Source organism: Ralstonia pickettii, from assembly GCF_000607165.1.
In the GTDB taxonomy this organism is placed as follows: Bacteria; Pseudomonadota; Gammaproteobacteria; order Burkholderiales; family Burkholderiaceae; genus Ralstonia; species Ralstonia holmesii.
In genome coordinates this window covers 1-19,100 of sequence record NZ_JFZG01000024.1, presented here as the reverse complement: position 1 = coordinate 19,100, position 19,100 = coordinate 1, and the positions used below count along the sequence as shown (strand labels likewise).

General features: G+C 64.0%; 15 protein-coding genes. 8 read left to right on the top strand and 7 right to left on the bottom strand.

The features are described from left to right. The first annotated feature begins 16 nt into the window (after positions 1 to 16). Positions 17 to 709 carry a Crp/Fnr family transcriptional regulator gene (locus BG83_RS0117640; protein ID WP_024977921.1) on the top strand — a complete coding sequence of 231 codons (693 nt, stop codon included), beginning with the start codon at positions 17 to 19 and terminating at the stop codon, positions 707 to 709. On the opposite strand, the gene BG83_RS0117635 is transcribed toward BG83_RS0117640, so the two are convergent. The 3 genes from BG83_RS0117635 to BG83_RS0117625 form a co-directional block, all read right to left on the bottom strand. Further along, positions 706 to 1,719, bottom strand: coding sequence for a 2-dehydropantoate 2-reductase (locus tag BG83_RS0117635; protein ID WP_024977920.1), 1,014 nt, complete (start codon positions 1,717 to 1,719; stop codon positions 706 to 708). The two genes, BG83_RS0117640 and BG83_RS0117635, sit on opposite strands and share 4 nt — an antisense overlap. A gap of 27 nt (positions 1,720 to 1,746) precedes the next feature. Then, positions 1,747 to 3,411: an alkaline phosphatase D family protein gene (locus tag BG83_RS0117630; protein WP_024977919.1), complete on the bottom strand. Its 1,665-nt coding sequence runs from the start codon at positions 3,409 to 3,411 to the stop codon at positions 1,747 to 1,749. Positions 3,412 to 3,592: 181 nt separating this feature from the next. After that, complete coding sequence (locus tag BG83_RS0117625) at positions 3,593 to 5,011, bottom strand: discoidin domain-containing protein (RefSeq protein ID WP_024977918.1); 1,419 nt, start codon at positions 5,009 to 5,011, stop codon at positions 3,593 to 3,595. Between the two features lie 942 nt (positions 5,012 to 5,953). On the opposite strand from BG83_RS0117625, the gene BG83_RS0117620 reads away from it, so the two are divergent. After that, positions 5,954 to 6,703 carry an autoinducer binding domain-containing protein gene (locus BG83_RS0117620; protein ID WP_024977917.1) on the top strand — a complete coding sequence of 250 codons (750 nt, stop codon included), beginning with the start codon at positions 5,954 to 5,956 and terminating at the stop codon, positions 6,701 to 6,703. A gap of 6 nt (positions 6,704 to 6,709) precedes the next feature. On the opposite strand, the gene BG83_RS0117615 is transcribed toward BG83_RS0117620, so the two are convergent. Continuing rightward, positions 6,710 to 8,497, bottom strand: a complete 1,788-nt coding sequence (locus tag BG83_RS0117615) for a phosphodiesterase (RefSeq protein WP_200869054.1) — start codon at positions 8,495 to 8,497, stop codon at positions 6,710 to 6,712. Positions 8,498 to 8,754: 257 nt separating this feature from the next. Here BG83_RS0117615 and BG83_RS0117610 point away from each other — a divergent pair, with 257 nt between their 5' ends. Continuing rightward, positions 8,755 to 9,783, top strand: a complete 1,029-nt coding sequence (locus BG83_RS0117610; protein WP_024977915.1) for a MerR family transcriptional regulator — start codon at positions 8,755 to 8,757, stop codon at positions 9,781 to 9,783. A gap of 75 nt (positions 9,784 to 9,858) precedes the next feature. On the opposite strand, the gene BG83_RS0117605 is transcribed toward BG83_RS0117610, so the two are convergent. Then, positions 9,859 to 10,743, bottom strand: a complete 885-nt coding sequence (locus tag BG83_RS0117605) for an aldo/keto reductase family oxidoreductase (RefSeq protein WP_024977914.1) — start codon at positions 10,741 to 10,743, stop codon at positions 9,859 to 9,861. A 102-nt stretch (positions 10,744 to 10,845) separates the two neighbouring features. Between BG83_RS0117605 and BG83_RS0117600 the strand changes: the two genes are divergently transcribed. Continuing rightward, positions 10,846 to 11,760, top strand: coding sequence for a LysR family transcriptional regulator (locus BG83_RS0117600; RefSeq protein WP_024977913.1), 915 nt, complete (start codon positions 10,846 to 10,848; stop codon positions 11,758 to 11,760). Positions 11,761 to 11,862: 102 nt separating this feature from the next. On the opposite strand, the gene BG83_RS0117595 is transcribed toward BG83_RS0117600, so the two are convergent. Next, positions 11,863 to 13,551 carry an APC family permease gene (locus BG83_RS0117595; RefSeq protein WP_419177610.1) on the bottom strand — a complete coding sequence of 563 codons (1,689 nt, stop codon included), beginning with the start codon at positions 13,549 to 13,551 and terminating at the stop codon, positions 11,863 to 11,865. A gap of 319 nt (positions 13,552 to 13,870) precedes the next feature. Between BG83_RS0117595 and BG83_RS0117590 the strand changes: the two genes are divergently transcribed. Beyond that, a complete protein-coding gene (locus BG83_RS0117590) occupies positions 13,871 to 15,226 on the top strand; it encodes an MATE family efflux transporter (protein ID WP_024977911.1) in 1,356 nt (451 codons plus the stop codon). Positions 15,227 to 15,246: 20 nt separating this feature from the next. Here BG83_RS0117590 and BG83_RS0117585 read toward each other — a convergent pair whose 3' ends face one another. After that, positions 15,247 to 15,843, bottom strand: coding sequence for a helix-turn-helix domain-containing protein (locus tag BG83_RS0117585; protein WP_024977910.1), 597 nt, complete (start codon positions 15,841 to 15,843; stop codon positions 15,247 to 15,249). A gap of 87 nt (positions 15,844 to 15,930) precedes the next feature. On the opposite strand from BG83_RS0117585, the gene kbl reads away from it, so the two are divergent. The 3 genes from kbl (at position 15,931) to BG83_RS27880 (ending at position 18,486) form a co-directional block, all read left to right on the top strand. Next, the gene (gene kbl / locus BG83_RS0117580) at positions 15,931 to 17,148 is read left to right on the top strand and encodes a glycine C-acetyltransferase (protein WP_024977909.1); all 1,218 of its coding nucleotides are present in this window, start codon (positions 15,931 to 15,933) and stop codon (positions 17,146 to 17,148) included. Beyond that, complete coding sequence (locus BG83_RS0117575) at positions 17,148 to 18,131, top strand: NAD-dependent epimerase/dehydratase family protein (protein ID WP_024977908.1); 984 nt, start codon at positions 17,148 to 17,150, stop codon at positions 18,129 to 18,131. Before kbl ends, BG83_RS0117575 begins: the two co-directional genes overlap by 1 nt. A 109-nt stretch (positions 18,132 to 18,240) precedes the next feature. Next, positions 18,241 to 18,486 (top strand): hypothetical protein, encoded by a 246-nt coding sequence (locus BG83_RS27880; protein ID WP_037032073.1) that lies wholly within the window; start codon positions 18,241 to 18,243, stop codon positions 18,484 to 18,486. Positions 18,487 to 19,100: the final 614 nt, after the last annotated feature.

The window sequence follows — 19,100 nt, the reverse complement described above, 5'->3', positions numbered from 1 at the left end:
GGGTGGGAACAGAATCGTGACGCACGCATTTACCACCAACCCATGGTTCCAGAGCCTGCCACCGCACGTGGCCGATGCGCTGCTCGAAGCTGCGGTGCCCCTGCACATCGCAGCCGGCGCATTTCTCTTTCGCCAGGGCGATCCGATGGACGCCGGTTCGCATGCCTTCTTTGGCGTGGCCAGTGGCGCGCTCAAACTTTCCATCTTCAACGCTGACGGAGATGAGGCCATCCTCACGTTGGTGGAACCTGGCAACTGGTTTGGCGGGGTGTCGACGCTTGATCAACAACCGCGCGGCCATTGTGCAATCGCGCTGGAAGATTCGGACGTGCTGGGGGTGAGCGTGGCGCGCTTTGAAGCACTGATGCGCGATGCCGCATTTGCCGGAGCGATTGCGCGGCTGGTGGCGACGCGCTTGCGCCTGGCGTATGGCTCACTGGCGAGTGCGGCGCTGCACGGTACGCGGGCACGTGTGGCGCGGCGTATTGCTTCACTGGCGCACGGCGATGTGTCGCAATCGGCAGAAGGCCGCGCGAGCATCTCCACCTCGCAAGACGCGCTGGCGATGATGTTGGGCATCAGCCGGCAGACGCTCAGCAAGGAGCTGCAGGCGCTGGTCAAACTCGGCGCGATCCGCCTGCGCTATGGCCACATCGAGATTCAGGACATGACGTTGTTGCTGGACGCGAGCGAGGCCGGCGCCGACTAACCCGCAGCCCGCAAGGCCGCCAGCAGATCACTGCCTGACCAGCTTGGGCGCGTGGCAGCAGATTCGGCGGCATGCACCATCGCACACAGCTGCGCGTTCACGGGGGCGCGTTGCCCCAGGCGCTCCGCCAGGCGCACAACTTCGCCGTTGATCCAGTCGACTTCGGTCGTGCGTCCGGCGGCAAGGTCGTCGGACATGGACGAACGCGCGAGCGGATCAATGGCGAGCATCTTGCCGCCCAGCCGCGCAAACACCGCATCGGGTGTGGCGAGCAGGCGTGGAATCCAGGCGGGCGGTATGGGCGTCAGCTTGGCGGGCTGGATGCCCGCGCGCGACAGCAGCCGCAGCGCCTCCATTTGCGCCAGCGCGAGGCAGCGCCGATATGCACGCTGCGACAGCTCTTCTTTCAGTGGCCGGTTGGCCAGTGCGTTGATGGCGTTGTTCAGGTTGAGCAGCAGCTTGGCCCACTGCACGGCTGTCATGTCGGTCCGTTCCGTGAGCGCCAGACCCGCGCGGAGGAAATCACCGAGAAACGGCTGCAGCAAGGGTGACGCTGCCACTTCCAGCTCACCGCCCGTGCCTTGGTGGAAGGCGCCGGGGCCAGGCTGCATCACATTGAAGGGCACCATGCCAGCCAGCACGGTCTGCTGCGGCAGGGTGGCCCGCAGCACGTCGGCGTTGCCAAGACCGTTCTGGAAGCTGATGACGATGGCGCCCGCGCGCAGCAGGGGCTTCAGCTCATCGGCCACGGACTGCGTGGCTGCAGATTTGACCGTGACGAGCACGAGATCGGCATCGGCGGCCGCGCCGGGATCGGTCGCGTAGCGCACCTCAGCCGCCGGTACCTGCCAGCGGCCGTTGCGGTAGTCCGTCAAGGTGAGGCCGTGCTCACGCAGTGCGTTGCCGATGCGCGCGCGGCCGACCAGCGAAACATCGGCACCGGCTGCCAGCAGACGGCCACCCAGATAGCAGCCGATCGAGCCGGCCCCCACGATGCAGATTTGCGCCATGCGTCTCCCTGTTGTTGCGCTGACTTGTCACGCCAGCCGCGGTACCTCGTACACCAGCGCCGGCTGCAGTGTATCGATGGCTTCCACTGGTTCGGGCGGGCGCCACATGAACAGCGAGAAAGTCATCTTCTCGGGCGTCACGTCGATGATGGTAAAGCCATTTTTCTCCGTCGGGCGCAGCGCCTCCTGCATGGCGACGGACAGTGCGGGTGTGGTTTCGATGCTGCGGAATGCCGAAGGGAAGGCGAGGTCGCCGGTGCCGAGCGTGCCGGTCATGACCGTATGCACCGGATGCGCGAATGTCAGATCGCCCGAGCGCGACATGGACCCGGCCGCCGATGCATGGAAGTCGCCCTGCACGATCACGGCCGCACGTTGTTTCTGCTCGGCAAGCGCTGCCACCAGGCGCTGGTGCTGCGAGTGCCAACCGGCCTGCCAACCGGGCTTGAGCTGGTTGGCGACGAGGCGGCCGGTCTTCCTGTCGAGCAGGTCCGGATACCAATCGCCCAGCTTGCCCGACGAATACGCAAACGGTAGCGACGGCACATGGAAGAAATGCGCGGTGTCTTCGGCGCGCGTGCGGGCTACGAGCCAGTCCTCCACCCATTGCGGCACCACGCGTGCGTGGATGCCCTTGTTGTCGAGAAAGCGCCGGCAGTCGTACAGCACGGCTTCGAGCAGCGCGCCGTAGCGCAGCGTGCCGAAGGCGCTGTTGGTGTCGGTGGGCATGCCGGCCTTGTCACCGCCGGGCAGCCACACGGGGCGGTTCGCGTCAGGCAGGAACTCGGGGTAGTAGCGATGTTGCGTAAGCTCAGCGCCCACCAGACCGTACGGCTCCGGCGGCAGTGTGGCGACCTTGTCGTCGAACTCGTCGTTCTCGAAGGTGTCGTGGTCGTCGGTCAGGAAATACGCCGGCGTGGAGCGCAGCGTGGTGCCGTACAGGCCGCTGATCTGGTAATCGCACACGCGCGTGAAGATGGCTTCGTTCTTCGGGTGCGACATTGGCACCGATGTGTCGAGCGCGCCGCCAAATTTTGCCCACATCAGTTCGCGCACCTGGCGTGCGAACGGCTTGTTCTGCGAGGTCTGCAGATCCCAGTAGATGTGGTCGCCATTGGCGATGACGGTGTCGGGCGCGAACGACATGCCGCGCGCGAGCAGGCGACGGCGGGCGCTCATGTCCAGCCACGCGGTCTTGCCCGCCACCGGCGGGCCGTCATAACCGCCGGCGCAGGTGTAGGCCAGGATACGCAGGCGCGCGGGGGTGGCATCGGGTGCGGGAAAAGTCCGCAGCGGCCATGCGTCGGCCAGCGGCTTGCCGGCCGCATCGACAATGCGCAGCGTGTATTGCGTCGCGGGCTGCAGGCCCCGCGCATCGAAGCGCCAGAAGCGGCCGGCGGCATCGGTCTGCTCCCCGGCGACGCGCTTGCCGTTGACCATCAGCCACGGCGCACGCGCAAGCGGTGCCTGGAACGATGCCTTGATGAGAAAGCGGTCGTGGCTCGCCGCCGGAATCAGATGCGTGAGCTGGCCGGCATGCCAGTTGGCGTCGGCGGCATGCGCGGCGGCTTGCGCGCCTTCCGGCAGGCTCACGCCCAGTGCGCCAAGGCTGGCAGCGGCGGTGCCGAGCGTCAGAAAATCGCGCCGGCTCATGCCGTGCGCAGGGGTGTTCGGGGGTGTACGGGAGGGCATCGTGATCCTCTGGCGTGGAGCGGAGACGCCATCGTGCCGAGCCCTGCACAGGCTGAATGTTCAGCTTTTGACAATTTAGGGGTAGGCCCCAATGCGGCGCGCCCATCGCACCAATGACAAACGCCCCGGGGGCCGAAGCCACCGGGGCGTTTGTCATGTCAGATGATGCCGGTGCTGCTGCTTAGTAGCCCCACACCTGCATCTCGTCCAGCGAGTAACCCCATTGCGTGGCGCGCTGCGTGCCGTACATGCGCACATAGCGGCCGCTGCCCTTGAGGTTGGCCAGCGCTGTGTGGCCCCACGAAGCACCGCTCGACGTCGAGTAGATGTTCGTCCAGGTCACGCCGTCATTCGAGGTTTGGATGTAGTACACCTTGGCGCCGGCGTCCCAGTACAGGTCGACGCCGGTGATGGTGCGGGTCGAGCCCAGATCCACCATCAACCATTGCGCGCCCGCAACGCCTTCCACTGAATCCCAGCGCGTGCTGGTGGTGTTGCCGTCAAACGCGTAGGCGGGGCCGAAGCTTGCGCTGTAGCTGGTGGACGCGCTGGCCGGCTTGCCCTGCGAGAGCAGTGTGACAGCCTGTGCGGCGGCCGTCGGCGTGCCCGGGTAGTAGTTCGAGCCGAGCTTCGCCTTGGTCGTGTCCGAGTTCACACCAAACTGCGACAGGCTCCAGCGCTGGCCGTTGCTCGCATCGCCCAGGTAGAGCTGGTAGCCGCCCGCGCTCGTCGACGAGAAGAACACGTAGTTCGTGCCGTTCACGGGCGACGGGTCGGAGTTGTTGCTGTTGCAGTCGTTGAGTGTGAGCTGGTTGGGCGTGTCGCTCGGGTTGACCTTGGTGTAGATCTGGTCGGCCTGGCTGGTAGCGTCGTGCCAGCGGGCATAGAAGACGGTGCCGTCGGCGCGCACGATCGGGTAGTACGTCGCCAGGCCCGCCGGCGTGTCGAACGCCACCTTGGTGGTGCTGCCCACGGTCTGTTTGTACAGGCCCATGCCCGAACCTGTGCCCGTGGTGTAGTAGACGGCCGTGCCGTCCGGCGTCGCAAACGGCATCGAGTTTTCCAGCGTCGGTGCCGTGCGCGTCAGATTCACAGTGGAAGTGAATACGGGGCCCGAGCTGGTGTACGACAGCGCGGCCTGCATGACATCGCCGTTCTGCTTGAAGAACAGCGATTTGCCGTCGGCGCTGAACTTCGGGTCTTCATTGCGCGTCTGGCCGGTGCTGTTGGTCAGGTTGATCGGCATGCTGGTCGAACCGACCTGCCAGAAGAACACGTTCCACGCGTTGTTGGTGATGCCCATGAAGGCGATCCACTTGCCGTCGGGGCTGAACACCGCATTCATCGGGTCCTGGATGCCCCAGGCCGCCTTCGACACCTGCTGCAGCGTGCGTGCCGAAAAATCATAGATGAAGAGCTGACTGGTGCCGTCGCCGTAGCTGACGTAGCTGTGATACGCGAGCTTGCCGGTCAGGCTGGCAGGAAAGGTCGTGTTGGATTGCGTGGGCGGATTGGCAACGCAGTTGGCCTGGGCACCGGCAGAGAACAGACCGAGGGCGGCGGTGGCGACAAGGCCAAGAGAAATCAGAGTGGAGCGCATGAAACGGGACTTCCTATGCAAATGGGTCAGTGGGGCGGGACAACCGCCGCATTAAGTCCGCGTCACTTTTTTGAATTTGGGCAAAGCTCCGCCAATTCCGGGAAATCCGGATTTGAAAAAGCGCCACAAACCGGGGGAGTGACGAGGATGAAGACGCGCCAAAAACCCTGTTGCTTCGTACCGTCGTGTTTCTTGTCGGGGTCTCGACTACATCGAGAGGGCGAGTCGCGGACCAGACTGTAAGGGTTTCGCTGACACTGTGAAACCCCAATAAGAAAGCCCTTCTTGCCCTAATTCGCTGCCGTGGTAGCGAATCGCCACACGCGCGTGTAAATCTGACACGTCAATTTTTCCGAACGTCGGTCAATCTGCACGTGCAACGTCGATATTGTTATTTTTACTGCGGCGTTTCGTCGCGGGGCGGCGGTGTGGTCCTTGCTGGGTGTCGCGCTTTCGCACCACTGCAATGTGGCGCCGGCGCACGCTTTGCGGCGTTTTCGGCACCGCAACGCGACGATGCGTACGGAGACGCACCTAGGCAGGAACCGCGAGCAATGGTGGAAACGGACGATACGAATTCCGCCTCCCCGGACTTTGTAAGAAGGGCCGATCAGGTAGACAGATTGCAATGGCGATTGCGGACATCTCGCGCATAAAGATCCGATTTAAATAATGGGCGTGTTTTTGCGCAAAGCCGTTTGACTATCCATTCATTTATCACTGTATTGCACTATTCAAATATTCGAGAAAACCTACTAATTGCATAGGCTATGCCTGGCGCGCAATTCGTTTTGGATTATGTATAGTTCCAGCACGCCAACGATTGCCCTCAGCAAAACGCAAGGCTGATCACGCTTTCCGCCCGTTTTGAAATGAGGAAAGCCAGTTGGCGGGAATGGGCGCGGGCATGGCGATTTAGCGTGTGTTCTGGGGGCTAATGGGATGGGCGTTCACAACCAATTGCCGCACGGCTGCGCAACATCCTGGCGTGCGGAATTGCTGCGCGAGTTGAACGCCCTGCGCGATGCCGATGCGGTCATCCGTTGCCTGCAACAGGCGGTGGCTCTACTGGGTTTCGACTATTGCGCCTACGCCCTGCGTGCAGCCATTCCGATCACGCGCTTCAACACCATCTGCTGGAGTACCTACCCGGAGCACTGGCGCGAGCACTACCGGGTGCGCGGCTACTTGGCCATCGACCCGGTGCTGCAATTTGGGCAGCGCTGCGTCAAGCCAATGCTGTGGTCCGGCATCGCCACGGCAGACGCACCGTTCTGGATGGACGCGCGCCGGCACGGGCTCAACCACGGGTGGTCGCACACCATTCGGGATCACACCGGCATCTTCGGCACCTTCAGCCTGGTCCGCAGCGCCACGCCTATCACCGAAGATGAACTGGCCGCCCGCGAGCCCGAAATGATCTGGCTGAGCCAGCGCGCGCACGACAGCATCAGCACGCTGATGGCAGAAAAGGTCTTGCCCGATGCCGCCACGCGCCTGAAAGAGGTTGAACGCCGGACACTGCACTGGACGGCCGAAGGCAAGACGGCGGCCGAAGTCGCGGCCATCCTGGAGATGACCGAGCGCAACGTGAACTTTCACATCCGCAACGCCATCACCAAGCTCAATGCTGCCAACAAGACGCATGCCGTGGTGAAGGCCGCGCTGCTCGGGCTGATTCCGGCGCTGTAGCGTTGTCTAGGCCATTGCGCGCATTGCCGCGGCGGAAGGCTGCATGGCTTCAAGGTAGAACCCATCGTCACTTTGCTTGGCACGCCGCTTGGCGAGTGCGGCGGCAGTGCCGATGTCGTCGCTGCTGCGCGCGGCACCGGGGTACACGTGCAGCGCGCCCACCGCCATCGTCACAAAGCGGAAGAAGGCTGGCAGCCCTTTGCGGTCTTCGGCGTGGATGCCGCCCGCAGAGCGGTCTGCCGGCGTATACATGGCGAGCGCGTTGGCGTTGAACGCCGCCATGGCCTGCGTGATGCGCGCCTGCCAGTCGGCGCTCTGAAACAGGATCAGGAAATCGTCGCCGCCCACGTGGCCGAGAAAGTCGCGCGTGGGCTCGCAGGCAGTGGCCAGCACGGCGGCGGCCATCTTCAGCATCTCGTCGCCTTGCCAGTAGCCGTATTGGTCGTTGAAGGGCTTGAAGTGGTTGAGGTCGACATAGCAGGCATAGAACTCTGCGCGCGCCTCCAGCAAACGTTCAATGTGCAGATTCAACGGAATGTTGCCCGGCAGGAATGTGAGCGGGTTGGCGTAGCGTGCGGCCTCGATGCGGATTTCCGTCACGGTGCGCACCAGCTCTTCACCGGTGCCCAGGCCCAGGTAGCGGCCATGCTCGGTGATGATGAAACCGTCGGTCAGGTAGCGTTGGTCTTCGCTCATCAGCAGCGCGGACATGTCTTCGAGCGAAGCGGATTTTTCCACCAGCACCGGCTGCCGGTTGGCAAACGCCAACGCCGGCTTTTTGCCGTACAGCTCGCGGTGATATGGCATCGCATAGCGGTCGATAAAGGCTCGGCGCGCGACGAGCGCGAGCGGCCGCTCGTCTTCATCGAGCAGCGCCACGGCGTGCAGATCGGGGTGGCGGTTGAACAGGTGCAGTACGTCGTCGTTGCTGCTGCGCAGGGGCACGGTGGGTGCCACGCGCAGCAGCTTGCTGGCCGTGATGGCGCGCCAGCCCACGCGCACAGCCTGAGGAAACACCGCAATCTGCGAAGACTGCAGCACGCGCGCCGCGTGGCTCGACATGTCGCTCGCGGGCTTGTCCTGTGGGCGTGCGAGGAAGAAACCTTGCCCAAAGCGGATGCCCAGATCGCGCACCACGCCCAGTTCGTCTTCGGTCTCCAGCCCTTCGGCAATGATGCTGGTGGCGCTGCCCTTGAGTGTCTGTTGCAGCGTGCGTGCCATGTCCAGCTTGGCCGGGTGCTTGGCAATGTCACGCAGGAAATATTTGTCGAGCTTGATGAAGTCTGGCGTCAGTTCGATCAGCAGGTTCAGGTTGGCATTGCCGGTGCCGAAATCGTCAAGCGCGCATTGCAGGCCAAAGTCGCGTGCCACCGACAGTGCCTCGGCAAAGCTGGCCAGATCATCGATCGGCGTTTGCTCGGTCAGTTCGATGACGATGCGCGAGGGGTGCAGGTCGTGGTCGGCAATGGCATGCAGCAGGCGGGCATGGTCTTCCAGTAACTGGCGTACGCCCTGCGCGCTGAAGTTCAGGAACAGCTTGCCCGGCAACCGCATCGCCGAGAAATTGGCGATGGCCAAACGCGCAGCGGTGGTCTCCAGGGCAATCGTGCCGGCTGTGTCCGACGCTGCGGCAAACAGCGCTGCGGGCGACTCCATGGCCGAACCCACCGGCCCGCGCAGCAGGGCTTCGTAGCCGAGCACCTCGGTGGTCGACAAGCGGAAGATCGGTTGGAACACCGTGCGCAGCATCTCGGGCGCAATGCCCGCAGGCAGGGGAAGCGGTGAGAAAGTCATGACGTTGGCGGTAGACGCAAGATCGGACATTCCGCTAAACGACCCGCTGAACACAGAGTTGAATGAATTTTTTGTGACGCACGCAGCGGCGCGGGTTCGCGGGACATTGTCCCCACCACAGAGGGGCGTGGTTCAGTATGCTCGATACGCCTGCGTCTTCATCGGGCGCTGTCCATTTCGATCCCATTCACGCCGCGCTTGACCCTCACACTGTGTGAGGTCCTAGCCTACATCCAAGCCAGAAGACAGGAGCCACGATGTTGTTGAAAGTGGGCGATCTCGCCAAACGCTGCGGCCTCTCGGTGCGCATGCTGCATCACTACGACACCATCGGCCTGCTCACGCCTTCGGCCCGCTCCGACAGCGGCTACCGGCTGTACGACAAGGCTGACGTCGCCCGTCTGCACCAGATCCAGGCCTTGCGGCGCTTCGGCATGTCGCTGGCCGATGTCGGGGCTTTCCTGGCCAATCCGGACATTCCCCTGACCACGATCGTGGAACGGCAGATTGCGATGCTCGATCAGCAGATCACGCAAACCAGCGTGCTGCGCGATCGGCTGTCGCGGCTGCACGGCCAGCTCGTGCGCAAGGAGGAGCCCGAATTGACCGAGTGGCTCACAACCTTGGAATGGATGACCATGTACGACAACTATCTTTCGCAGGAAGAGCGTGCCCGCGCCGAACGCATGGACGCCGATACGGCCCGTCATGAACGGTGGGCGGCATTGGTATCGACCGTGCAGGATGCGATGACGCGCCAGGTGCCCTCACGCAGCAGCGACGCACAGGCCCTTGCAAAGCAATGGATGGCACTGCTCGCGCAGGACGCGGCACTGGACCCGGTTCTCACGGCGAAGCTGCACACGATGCACATCAACGAGCCGGCGTTGCAGCAGCGCACCGGCATCAGCCTGGAAATGCTCGACTTCATCATGGAGGCGGCGAACGAAACCAAGCTGGCGATCTATGCGAAGTATCTGTCGGCGCAAGAGCTGGAGTTCATGCGCGCAAACTTTGGCAAGCGCGCTAACGAGTGGCCGACGTTGATTGCCGAGGTGCGGCAGCATCTGGCCAAGGGCACGCCACCGCATGCGCCGGCCATGCAGGAGCTTGCGCGGCATTGGATCGAGCTGTTCCGCTCATATGCCGGGGATGATCCGCAAACGCAGGCCAAGGTGCGCCTTGCAATGGAGCGGGAGCCGGAGCTTTCCGCCAGCCCGTGGATGGGTCCGGATCTGATCGCCTATGTGCGCGAGGCGATGGAAGGGCTGATGAAGGCGGCATAGCGGCGGCGCTACAGACGGCGGGTTCCATCGCGTTTCGATGATGACTCGGTGGGCCCGCCAAGCGTTTGCACAAAATCAGGCGGCCTCGTCCGTGGAAAGTGCAACGGCGTCGAGTTCGCGCATCGCCTCTTCCGGCAACGCAATCGCTGCCGCAGCGAGGTTCTCGCGCAGGTGGGCGACCGACGAGGTGCCCGGGATCACCAGAATGTTCGGTGACCGGTGCAGCAGCCATGCGAGGGCCGTCTGCATGGGAGTCGCGCCGAGCCGCGTCGCCACATCGTTGAGCGTGGACGATTGCAGCGGGTTGAACCCGCCTAGCGGAAAGTACGGGACATACGCGATGCCGTCGGCGGCCAGTGCGTCGATCAGGCCGTCGTCGTTTCGGTGCGCGAGGTTGTAGTGGTTCTGCACGCAGACGATGTCGCAGATTCGCCGCCCTTCTGCGATCTGGTTGGCCGTGACGTTGCTCAGCCCGATGTGCCGCACGAGCCCCTGCCGTTGCAGTTCGGCCAGGGCCGTGAGCGGCGCTTCGATCGATCCTTCGGCGGGGCCATGCGTGTCGAACATGATCCGCAAGTTCACCACGTCCAGAGCATCCAGACCGAGGTTGCGCAGGTTGTCGCGCACGGCTTCGGTCAGCGCCTGCGCTGAGAATGCCGGCAGCCACGCGCCGTGGGCGTCGCGCCTGGCGCCGATCTTGGTGACGATGAGCAGATCGTCGCGATAGGGATGCAAGGCTTCGCGGATCAGTTGATTCGTGATGTGCGGGCCGTAGAAGTCGCTGGTGTCGATGTGATTGACGCCCGAGGCAACGGCTTCACGCAACACCGCAAGCGCCGCGTCGCGGTCCTTGGGCGGGCCGAAGACGCCGGGGCCGGCGAGCTGCATGGCGCCGTAGCCGAGACGATGCACGCGATGGCTGCCGATGGAAAACGTACCGGACTGAACGATGGGGGACATGGTCACACTCCTGTGTGAAAAACGAGGTGACGGCAGATTAGGCGTAAGCGCCCTGCTCGATAAGAGGACATAATCCGCACGGGCTGTGCGAAAAAGTGAACAATGCAAGTCGATCTGGGTGATCTGAATGCCTTCGTGGCGGTGGCGCAAGCCAAGGGCTTTCGCGAGGGCGCAAGGCTGATGGGCGCGAGCGCATCGGGGCTGAGCGAGGCGGTGCGTCGGCTTGAGACGCAGCTTGGTGTGCGCCTGCTGAACCGCACGACGCGCAGCGTCTCGCCAACCGAAGCGGGGCAGCGCCTGCTTACCCGTCTGCGGCCGGCCTTGAGCGAGGTGGAAGCCGCGCTGGACGTCGTCAACAATTTCCGCGAAAGACCGGCAGGCACCCTGAAGCTCAATGTGCCGATGAGCGCCGCGCGGCTCGTGCTGCCTGCCATCATCCCGGGCTTTCTTGAGGCCTATCCCGAGATCCGGCTGGAGGTCGTGGCGGAAGAGAGCTTCGTCGACATTCTTGCCGCCGGCTGCGACGCGGGCATCCGTTATGACGAGCGGCTCGAACAGGACATGATCGCCGTTCCGATCGGGCCGCGAACGCAGCGGTTCGCGACGGCGGCGGCACCCGGCTATCTCGATCGACGCGGCCGCCCCACTCATCCGCGCGACCTGTTGGACCACGCCTGCATGCGCGGGCGGTTTGCGAGCGGCGCCATGCCGCCGTGGGAATTCGAGCGTGACGGTGAAGTGGTCAACGTGGACCCGTCGGGCCCGCTGCTCGTCCGTATTGGCGGCGCGACGGATCTTGTCGTGGACGCCGCTGTTGCCGGCGTCGGCGTCGTGCATCTGTACGAAGACTGGCTGCGCCCGCATCTTGCGAGCGGGGCGCTTGAACCCGTGCTCGAAGATTGGTGGCGGCCGTTTCCCGGGCCGTATCTCTACTATCCGGGGCGGCGGCTCGTGCCGGCTCCGCTGCGGGCGTTCATCGATTTCATCAAAGCCGGTTCGGATAAAGACGCGATCTGAGCTTTCGCAGCCGGGGCTCTCGCTAAGGCGTCACTGCTGCAACGAAAAAAACGCCCGCCGGCAGAACCGGTCGGGCGTTTTTTCTTGCGAGCAACAGCGGTGTCAGGCGCGTTGCGGCACGGCGCGCGGCGCACGCTTGGTGTCGTGCGCTTGCACGTCGTCATGTACGTGTTCGACTTCATCCAGATAGCGCGTGTGCCAGCCGCTGGCCACGCCCCAGTGGTAGAAGAACAGTGAGAGCACTGCCACGATGCCCATGTCCCAACCGTAGGGGATGTAGCCGTGGCCGCCGAACTCCGTGCTGCCGCAGTACGACAGCGCGGCGATGGTCGGCAGGTAAGCGATCATCCACCACGCGCCCTTGAGTTCCGTCTTGAAGTCGGGCCAGCCGGCCTTGGCCTGGTAATAGAAGTACACGGGCAGCGCCACCAGCATCAGCACGATGATCTCGCCCGTCAGCGGCCACTTGGCCCAGTACAGGATGAGCGATGCGCACACAAACGCGAACGGCGCGACGAGCGACAGCCCCGGCAGACGCAGCGGGCGATGCAGTTGCGGCGACGTGCGGCGCAGCGACATCACGCTGATCGGGCCCGTCAGGTAAGAGATGACCGTTGCCACCGAGATGACGGCAGCCAGCGCGCCCCAGCCACGGAAGAAGAACAGGAAGATGAACGACACCGCCAGGTTGAACCACATGGCCGGACGCGACACGCCAAACAGCGGGTGCACGCGGCCGAAGATGGCCGGCATGGTGTTGTTGCGCTCCATCGCGTAGATCATGCGTGTGGTGGTGGCCATGTACGTGCTGCCGGTGCCCGACGGGCTGACGAAGGCGTCGACGTACAGCACGACGGCCAGCCAGTTCAGGTTCAGCGCAATCGCCAGTTGGGCGAACGGCGAGTGGTAATCAATGCCGTGCCAGCCATTGACGAGCGACTCAGGCGGCACCGCGCCCAGGAAGGCCACTTGCAGCGCCACGTAGATCACCGCGGCCAGCAGGATCGAACCGATCACCGCGATGGGCACGTTGCGGCCCGGGTTGCGTGCCTCGCCCGCAAGGTTGATCGGGCTCTGGAAACCGTTGAATGCAAACACGATGCCGCTGGTGGCAATGGCGGTCAGCACCGCAGACCAGCCGTACGGGGCAAAGCCCTGTCCTGCCACGTTCGCACCCGTGGCCGTGCCAAAGTTGCCCGGGTGGAACCCTGCTGCAACCAGGGCCACCGCAGTTGCGGCCGGAATGATGAACTTGAAGATCGTGATGGCGTTGTTCGCCTTGGCAAACACCTTCACACCCCAGTAGTTCAGCAGGAAGTACACGACGACGAGCACCGCCGACAACACAAGCCCCGGCGGCGTGAGCTCACCGTGCTGGAACAGCGACTGCGCCCAGGGCCACGGCCAACTGCTCATGTACTGGATGGAGGCCTCGGCCTCGATGGGGATGACGGTGACGATGGCGATCCAGTTGGCCCATGCCGCCACGAAGCCCACCAGTGAGCCATGCGAGTAGCGCGCATAGCGCACCATGCCGCCCGATTCCGGGAACATCGCGCCCAGTTCGGAATACGTCAGGGCAATGGCCAGGATGACGACTGCGCCGATGATCCAGGTGAAGATGGCAGCGGGGCCCGCCACCTTTGCAGCGTGGCCGGCGCCGAACAGCCAGCCGGAACCGATGATCGAGCCCAGCCCGGTCAGCATCAATGCCCAGGCGCCCAGATTGCGTTGTACGTTTTTTTCCAAGAGGAGTCTCCGCCCCGGCGAGTCGGAAGTTCGACAGGGCATCGCGGTTGCTTACCAGTCCGCTTAGTTCTACCGAGGCGACGCTGTTTGGGCGCCGCCCGCCGTCCCATGTGGTGGGTGTCACCAGCCTGGGACATGCGTGTGCCGGATGATGCGTAGCATCAACCGCACCCGTCCGGCCGCGATGAAAGGCAAAACACGGTGTCTGCCTTCCGGGGGGATTCGCGTATAGTCATCGGCGACGTTGTGCGGGGTGCCGCACTTGCCGCCCGATTCCGGAGCCCGCAATGGGGCGCAATGATAGCGAAATCGTGAGCGGTTGCACCGCCTTTTTCATCGTTCCTCGCAGTTTTTTCTCCGCATGGAGTCCTCTTTCGCCACTTCGGTTGCACCTGCGTCACCTGCGCAGTGGCACAGGCGCGTGCTGACGCTGGCGTTTCCCATCGTGCTGGCCAACCTGACGCAGCCGATCCTCTCGGCGGTGGATACCGCCGTGGCCGGGCATCTGCCGGGGCCGGAATACATTGGCGGCGTGGCGCTGGGCGGGGTCTTCTTCAACTTCGTGTTCTGGGGGTTTGGCTTCCTGCGCATGGGCACCACGGGGCTGGTGTCGCAGGCGCACGGCGCGGGCGACACGCAAGCGTTGCGGGCCAGCGTGGTGCGCGCGCTGCTGCTGGCATTCGCCATTGGAGCGGCATTGCTGGTGCTGCAGGTGCCGGCGATCCGCATCACGCTGGCGCTGCTTGGTGCGAGCGAATCCGTCACCCGCATGGCCGAGGTGTATTGCCACACGCGCATCTGGTCGGCGCCGTTTGCGCTGGCCAACTACGTGGTGCTCGGCACGCTGCTCGGGCGCCAGCAGGTGCGGCGTGCTTTGCTGCTGCAGGTGTTCATCAACACCGTGAACATGGTGGCAGTGCTGACCCTGGTGCTGGGGGCTGGCATGGGCGTGGGCGGTATTGGCGCGGCAACGGCGCTGGCTGACATTGCCGGGTTTGGGCTCGGCATGCTGCTGCTCTGGCTGCAACGGCCGATGGGTTTGCCGGCGCTCACGCGCGCCGAATTGCTCGCTCGCGACGCCTGGCGCCGCCTGATGGGCCTGAACACCGACATCTTCCTGCGCACGCTGTGCCTCCTGGCCGCCTTCGGCTGGTTCGCCCACGCGGGTGCCAAGCAGGGCGACGTGGTGCTGGCGGCCAACGCGCTGCTGCTCAACTTCCTGACCTTCATGGCCTACGGGCTGGACGGCTTTGCGCACGCCGCAGAAGCGCTGGTGGGCGCCGCCATGGGCGCGCGGGACCGCGCCGCGCTGCGCATGGCGATTCGCGTGTCGACGTTCTGGTCGGTGCTGGGCGCAGGGCTTTTTGCCGCCGCATACGCGCTGGCGGGCGCCGGCATTATTGGCGTGCTGACCGATCAGGCCGCCGTGCGCGAAGCCGCGCGCCACTATCTGGTGTGGGCGGCACTGCTGCCGATCGTGTCGGTATGGGGCTTCCAGTTTGACGGGGTGTTCATCGGCGCGACGCGCACACGTGAACTGCTGGTGACGATGGCCGTGGCGGCTGCCGCGTTCTGGGGCTTGTCGGTCACGCTGCAGCCGCTGTGGGGCAACCACGGGCTGTGGTTGTCGATGCTGGGGTTTATGGCGTTGCGCGGGCTGATGCTCGGGGTGCTGCTGCCGCGCGTGTGGCGGGCGCCTCAACTGCAGGCAGCCTAGGCAGCATCAAGCTGCAGCGGCTACTGCGCGTATTCCACCACCAGCAACGCCGTCGCCACCGTCTTGCCGGCGTTTGAGATGGCGTGCTGCACATCCCCCGGGTAGCGCGCCGATTCCCCGTGCCGCACCTTCTTCTCACTCGGGCCGGATTGCACGGTCACCGTGCCGCTGAGCACGGAGATGTGCTCCTTCGAGCCCAGCTCGTGCGGCTCTGACGCGAGCACGCCGCCGGGCTGGATCGCCAGTTCATACCATTCAAAGCGCGCCGCCAGGTCCACAGGGCCAAGAATCTTCAATTCGCACTTGCCATCCGGGCTTTTGATGACTGGGATGGAGTGAGCGGGGATGACCGTCACCGCGGGCGCCGCATCGGCCGCGCCTTCGGGCGACAGAAAATCTGCCAGCCCTACGCCAAGCGCGCTGGCCAGGCGCCACAGCACCGCGACGGTCGGGTTGGCCAGATTGCGCTCGACCTGCGAGAGCATGGATTTGGACACGCCTGCGCGCCGCGACAGTTCATCGAGCGACAGCTTGCGCGCCTGGCGCAGCGCTTGCAGCTTGGCACCAACGGCGGGCGGGCCGTCGGCAAGGACATCGGTGGCGGGGGCTTGTGCCATCGGTTGGTATCTTGTAAATTGAACGAATTATTCGATATATCGAACATGTTCGATTTATCGATCAACGCAGTCTACAGGAGCAGCACCATGGGGACAACGCAAGCCAATGCTTCCACCGACGCCTTCTACGCGCACATCCGCCGCGAACTGGAGGCGATCGAGGAAGCCGGTCTCTACAAGACCGAGCGCATCATCACCTCGCCGCAGGGCGCTGTGATCCGCACGGCTGACGGCAAGGAGGTCATCAACCTCTGCGCCAACAACTACCTGGGCTTGTCGTCGCACCCGGAGGTGCTCAAGGCTGCGCACGAAGCGCTCGACACGCACGGTTTCGGCCTCAGTTCGGTGCGCTTCATTTGCGGCACGCAAGACCTGCACAAGACGCTGGAAGCGCGGCTGGCGAAGTTTCTTGGCACGGAAGACACCATCCTCTACGGTTCGGCGTTCGATGCCAACGGTGGCTTGTTCGAAACGCTGCTGGGCGCGGAAGACGCCGTCATCAGCGACGAGCTGAACCACGCGTCCATCATCGATGGCATCCGCCTGTGCAAGGCGCAGCGCTATCGCTACAAGCACAACGATCTGGATGATCTGCGCGCGCAACTGAAGGCGGCCGATGCGGCGGGCGCGCGCTTCAAGCTTGTGTTTACCGACGGCGTGTTCTCGATGGACGGCACCATCGCGCGGCTGGATGAAATCCGCGCCATTTGCGACGAGTTCGGTGCGCTGCTGGGCATTGACGAATGCCATGCCACGGGCTTTCTCGGCAAGCGCGGGCGCGGCTCGCACGAACACCGCGGCGTGTTCGGCAAGATCGACATCATCACCGGCACGCTGGGCAAGGGCCTGGGCGGTGCGTCGGGCGGCTTTACGAGTGCGCGCAAGGAGGTGGTGGCACTGCTGCGCCAGCGCTCGCGGCCGTATCTGTTCTCGAACACGGTGGCGCCGTCCATTGTTGGGGCCACCATCAAGGTGCTCGATCTGCTGGAAGCCGACACCGCGCTGCGCGACAAGCTTGAAGACAGCGCGCTGTATTTCCGCCGCAAGATCGTCGAGCTGGGCTTCGATATCAAGCCGGGCGACCATCCCATCGTGCCGATCATGGTGTACGACGCCCAGAAGGCGCAGGCTCTCTCCAAGCGCCTGCTGGAGTTGGGTGTGTACGTGGTCGGCTTTTTCTACCCGGTGGTGCCCAAGGGGCAGGCGCGCATCCGCGTGCAGATCAGCGCCGTGCACGAGCGCGCGCAACTCGATGCGGCGCTCAAGGCGTTTGAAACCGCAGGCAAGGAACTGGGGATCATCTGATGAGCACCGGTACCAGCGCGAATTTTGGAACGGCGCCGCGCATTCTCATCATCGGCGCCAACGGGCAATTGGGGACGGAGCTGGCCGCCGCGCTGGCCGAACGCTACGGCACTGGCAACGTCGTGACCAGCGACATGGTGCCCCGGGGCCGCCACCCGCAGATCCGCCACGAAACACTGGATGTGACCGATCGCGGCCAGTTGCGCGAGATCATCGAGCGCCACGGCATTACCCAGATCTATCACCTGGCGGCGGCGCTGTCGGCCGCGGCAGAGCAATCGCCCACGTGGGGCTGGGCGCTCAACATGAATGGCCTGCTGAACGTGCTGGAGGCCGCGCGCAATCATCAGCTTGAGCGCATCTTCTGGCCCAGCTCGATTGCCGCGTTCGGGCCCACCACACCTGCGGACAACACGCCGCAGAGCACGATCATGGAGCCCAAGACCGTCTACGGCATTTCCAAGCTGGCGGGCGAGGGCTGGTGCCGCTGGTATTTCGAGCATTACGGCGTGGATGTGCGCAGCCTGCGTTATCCGGGCCTGATCTCGTACAAGACCGCACCGGGCGGCGGCACGACCGACTACGCCATCGACATCTTCCATTCGGCCGTGAAGGGTGAGCGCTATACGTGCTTCCTTGATCACGACGAGGCGCTCCCCATGATGTATATGCCAGATGCCGTGCGCGCCACCATCGAGTTGATGGAGGCACCGGCCGAGCGCATCACCGAGCGCGGCAGCTACAACCTGGCAGGCGTGAGCTTTACACCGGAGCAGCTGGCGGCCGAGATCCGCCGGCATCGTCCGTCGTTCGAGGTGGCGTACGCGCCGGATTTCCGCCAGGCGATTGCGGCCAGTTGGCCGAATTCCATCGACGATTCGGTCGCCCGGCGCGATTGGGGCTGGAAGCCCGAATACGGTGTGGCGGAGATGACGACCGACATGCTGCAGAACCTCGCGCACTTGGCTACGCATCCGGCCTAGGCAGCTTTAATTAGGGGAAGTGCGAGTCTTCCCTAGCGCTGTTTTCTGTTTCGCTTCGATCGGTTGTGTTCAACAATGCAGCATGGCCATCACATCTCGTCCCTGCCGCATGTCTTCTTCGACACCCGACCCCGCGCCGCGCCATCGCGACGATCTGCCGCCCGCCAAGCGCACGTGGTGGGTGCCGGTGCTGCGTATGTCGGTGGCGGCCGGCGCGGTGGCGGCCATTCCGCACACGTCGATCCAACTGCCGTTTGCCGACGGTGCCTGGATGCTGCATATGGCGGCGGGCATCATCTTCATGGTGGGCGCCATCGACAGCCTGTTCCTCTTTGCCATGCGCCATAAGCCCTGAAGGGGCGCATCGGTCATCTATCCGCTGCCGGCCTGCCGCTAATGTGGCGCCTGCCGCGCTCGCTCGGTAAGTTTTAAAACAGGTTGTAAAAACGTTCAGTGGACAACCGACGGCATGACCGGGCCTGCCGTCACACGCCGCGAATTCGTAACTGAATCGTTACAGAAATGGAGTGGATTTGCGGCGTCGCACCAATCGATGCCACCGCCCAGCGATCCTTTGCCACAGTGGGTTTTCACCGCCTTCCTCATGACCGCATTTGTGCCGCAAGTGTAAGCAGATGTTGCGCTGCACGTAGGTGGCCCGATGCTTGCTCTATGTCGTGCGGTCACTCTGCATGTGCAAGGCATTTCCGCCACATGCAGAACATGTTCTTCCAATAAGCGAATCCGGAACCGGATTGGTCCCCACGGCACCACGGTTTCCACGGCATTCGCAATTCGCTTCTCCAGATCCGGCACATCGCCGGTGGCAGGGCGCTTCTCTCGGACGGTCCCGGGGTTTCGACGGTCACATGCGTGCTCGCCCGCAGCGGCTGGCCTGCGCGCGCCTGACCGGAATCGCTTCACAAGAAAACGAGGAAACCATGAAAGCAGTCCTGCTGGAGAATCATC

Coding starts and splice junctions, on each gene's coding strand:
- BG83_RS0117635 (WP_024977920.1), bottom strand. CDS start 1,719: ATGGCGCAAATCTGCATCGTGGGGGCCGGCTCGATCGGCTGCTATCTG.
- BG83_RS0117630 (WP_024977919.1), bottom strand. CDS start 3,411: ATGCCCTCCCGTACACCCCCGAACACCCCTGCGCACGGCATGAGCCGG.
- BG83_RS0117625 (WP_024977918.1), bottom strand. CDS start 5,011: ATGCGCTCCACTCTGATTTCTCTTGGCCTTGTCGCCACCGCCGCCCTC.
- BG83_RS0117620 (WP_024977917.1), top strand. CDS start 5,954: ATGGGCGTTCACAACCAATTGCCGCACGGCTGCGCAACATCCTGGCGT.
- BG83_RS0117615 (WP_200869054.1), bottom strand. CDS start 8,497: ATGACTTTCTCACCGCTTCCCCTGCCTGCGGGCATTGCGCCCGAGATG.
- BG83_RS0117610 (WP_024977915.1), top strand. CDS start 8,755: ATGTTGTTGAAAGTGGGCGATCTCGCCAAACGCTGCGGCCTCTCGGTG.
- BG83_RS0117605 (WP_024977914.1), bottom strand. CDS start 10,743: ATGTCCCCCATCGTTCAGTCCGGTACGTTTTCCATCGGCAGCCATCGC.
- BG83_RS0117600 (WP_024977913.1), top strand. CDS start 10,846: ATGCAAGTCGATCTGGGTGATCTGAATGCCTTCGTGGCGGTGGCGCAA.
- BG83_RS0117595 (WP_419177610.1), bottom strand. CDS start 13,551: ATGCCCTGTCGAACTTCCGACTCGCCGGGGCGGAGACTCCTCTTGGAA.
- BG83_RS0117590 (WP_024977911.1), top strand. CDS start 13,871: ATGGAGTCCTCTTTCGCCACTTCGGTTGCACCTGCGTCACCTGCGCAG.
- BG83_RS0117585 (WP_024977910.1), bottom strand. CDS start 15,843: ATGGCACAAGCCCCCGCCACCGATGTCCTTGCCGACGGCCCGCCCGCC.
- kbl (WP_024977909.1), top strand. CDS start 15,931: ATGGGGACAACGCAAGCCAATGCTTCCACCGACGCCTTCTACGCGCAC.
- BG83_RS0117575 (WP_024977908.1), top strand. CDS start 17,148: ATGAGCACCGGTACCAGCGCGAATTTTGGAACGGCGCCGCGCATTCTC.
- BG83_RS27880 (WP_037032073.1), top strand. CDS start 18,241: ATGTCTTCTTCGACACCCGACCCCGCGCCGCGCCATCGCGACGATCTG.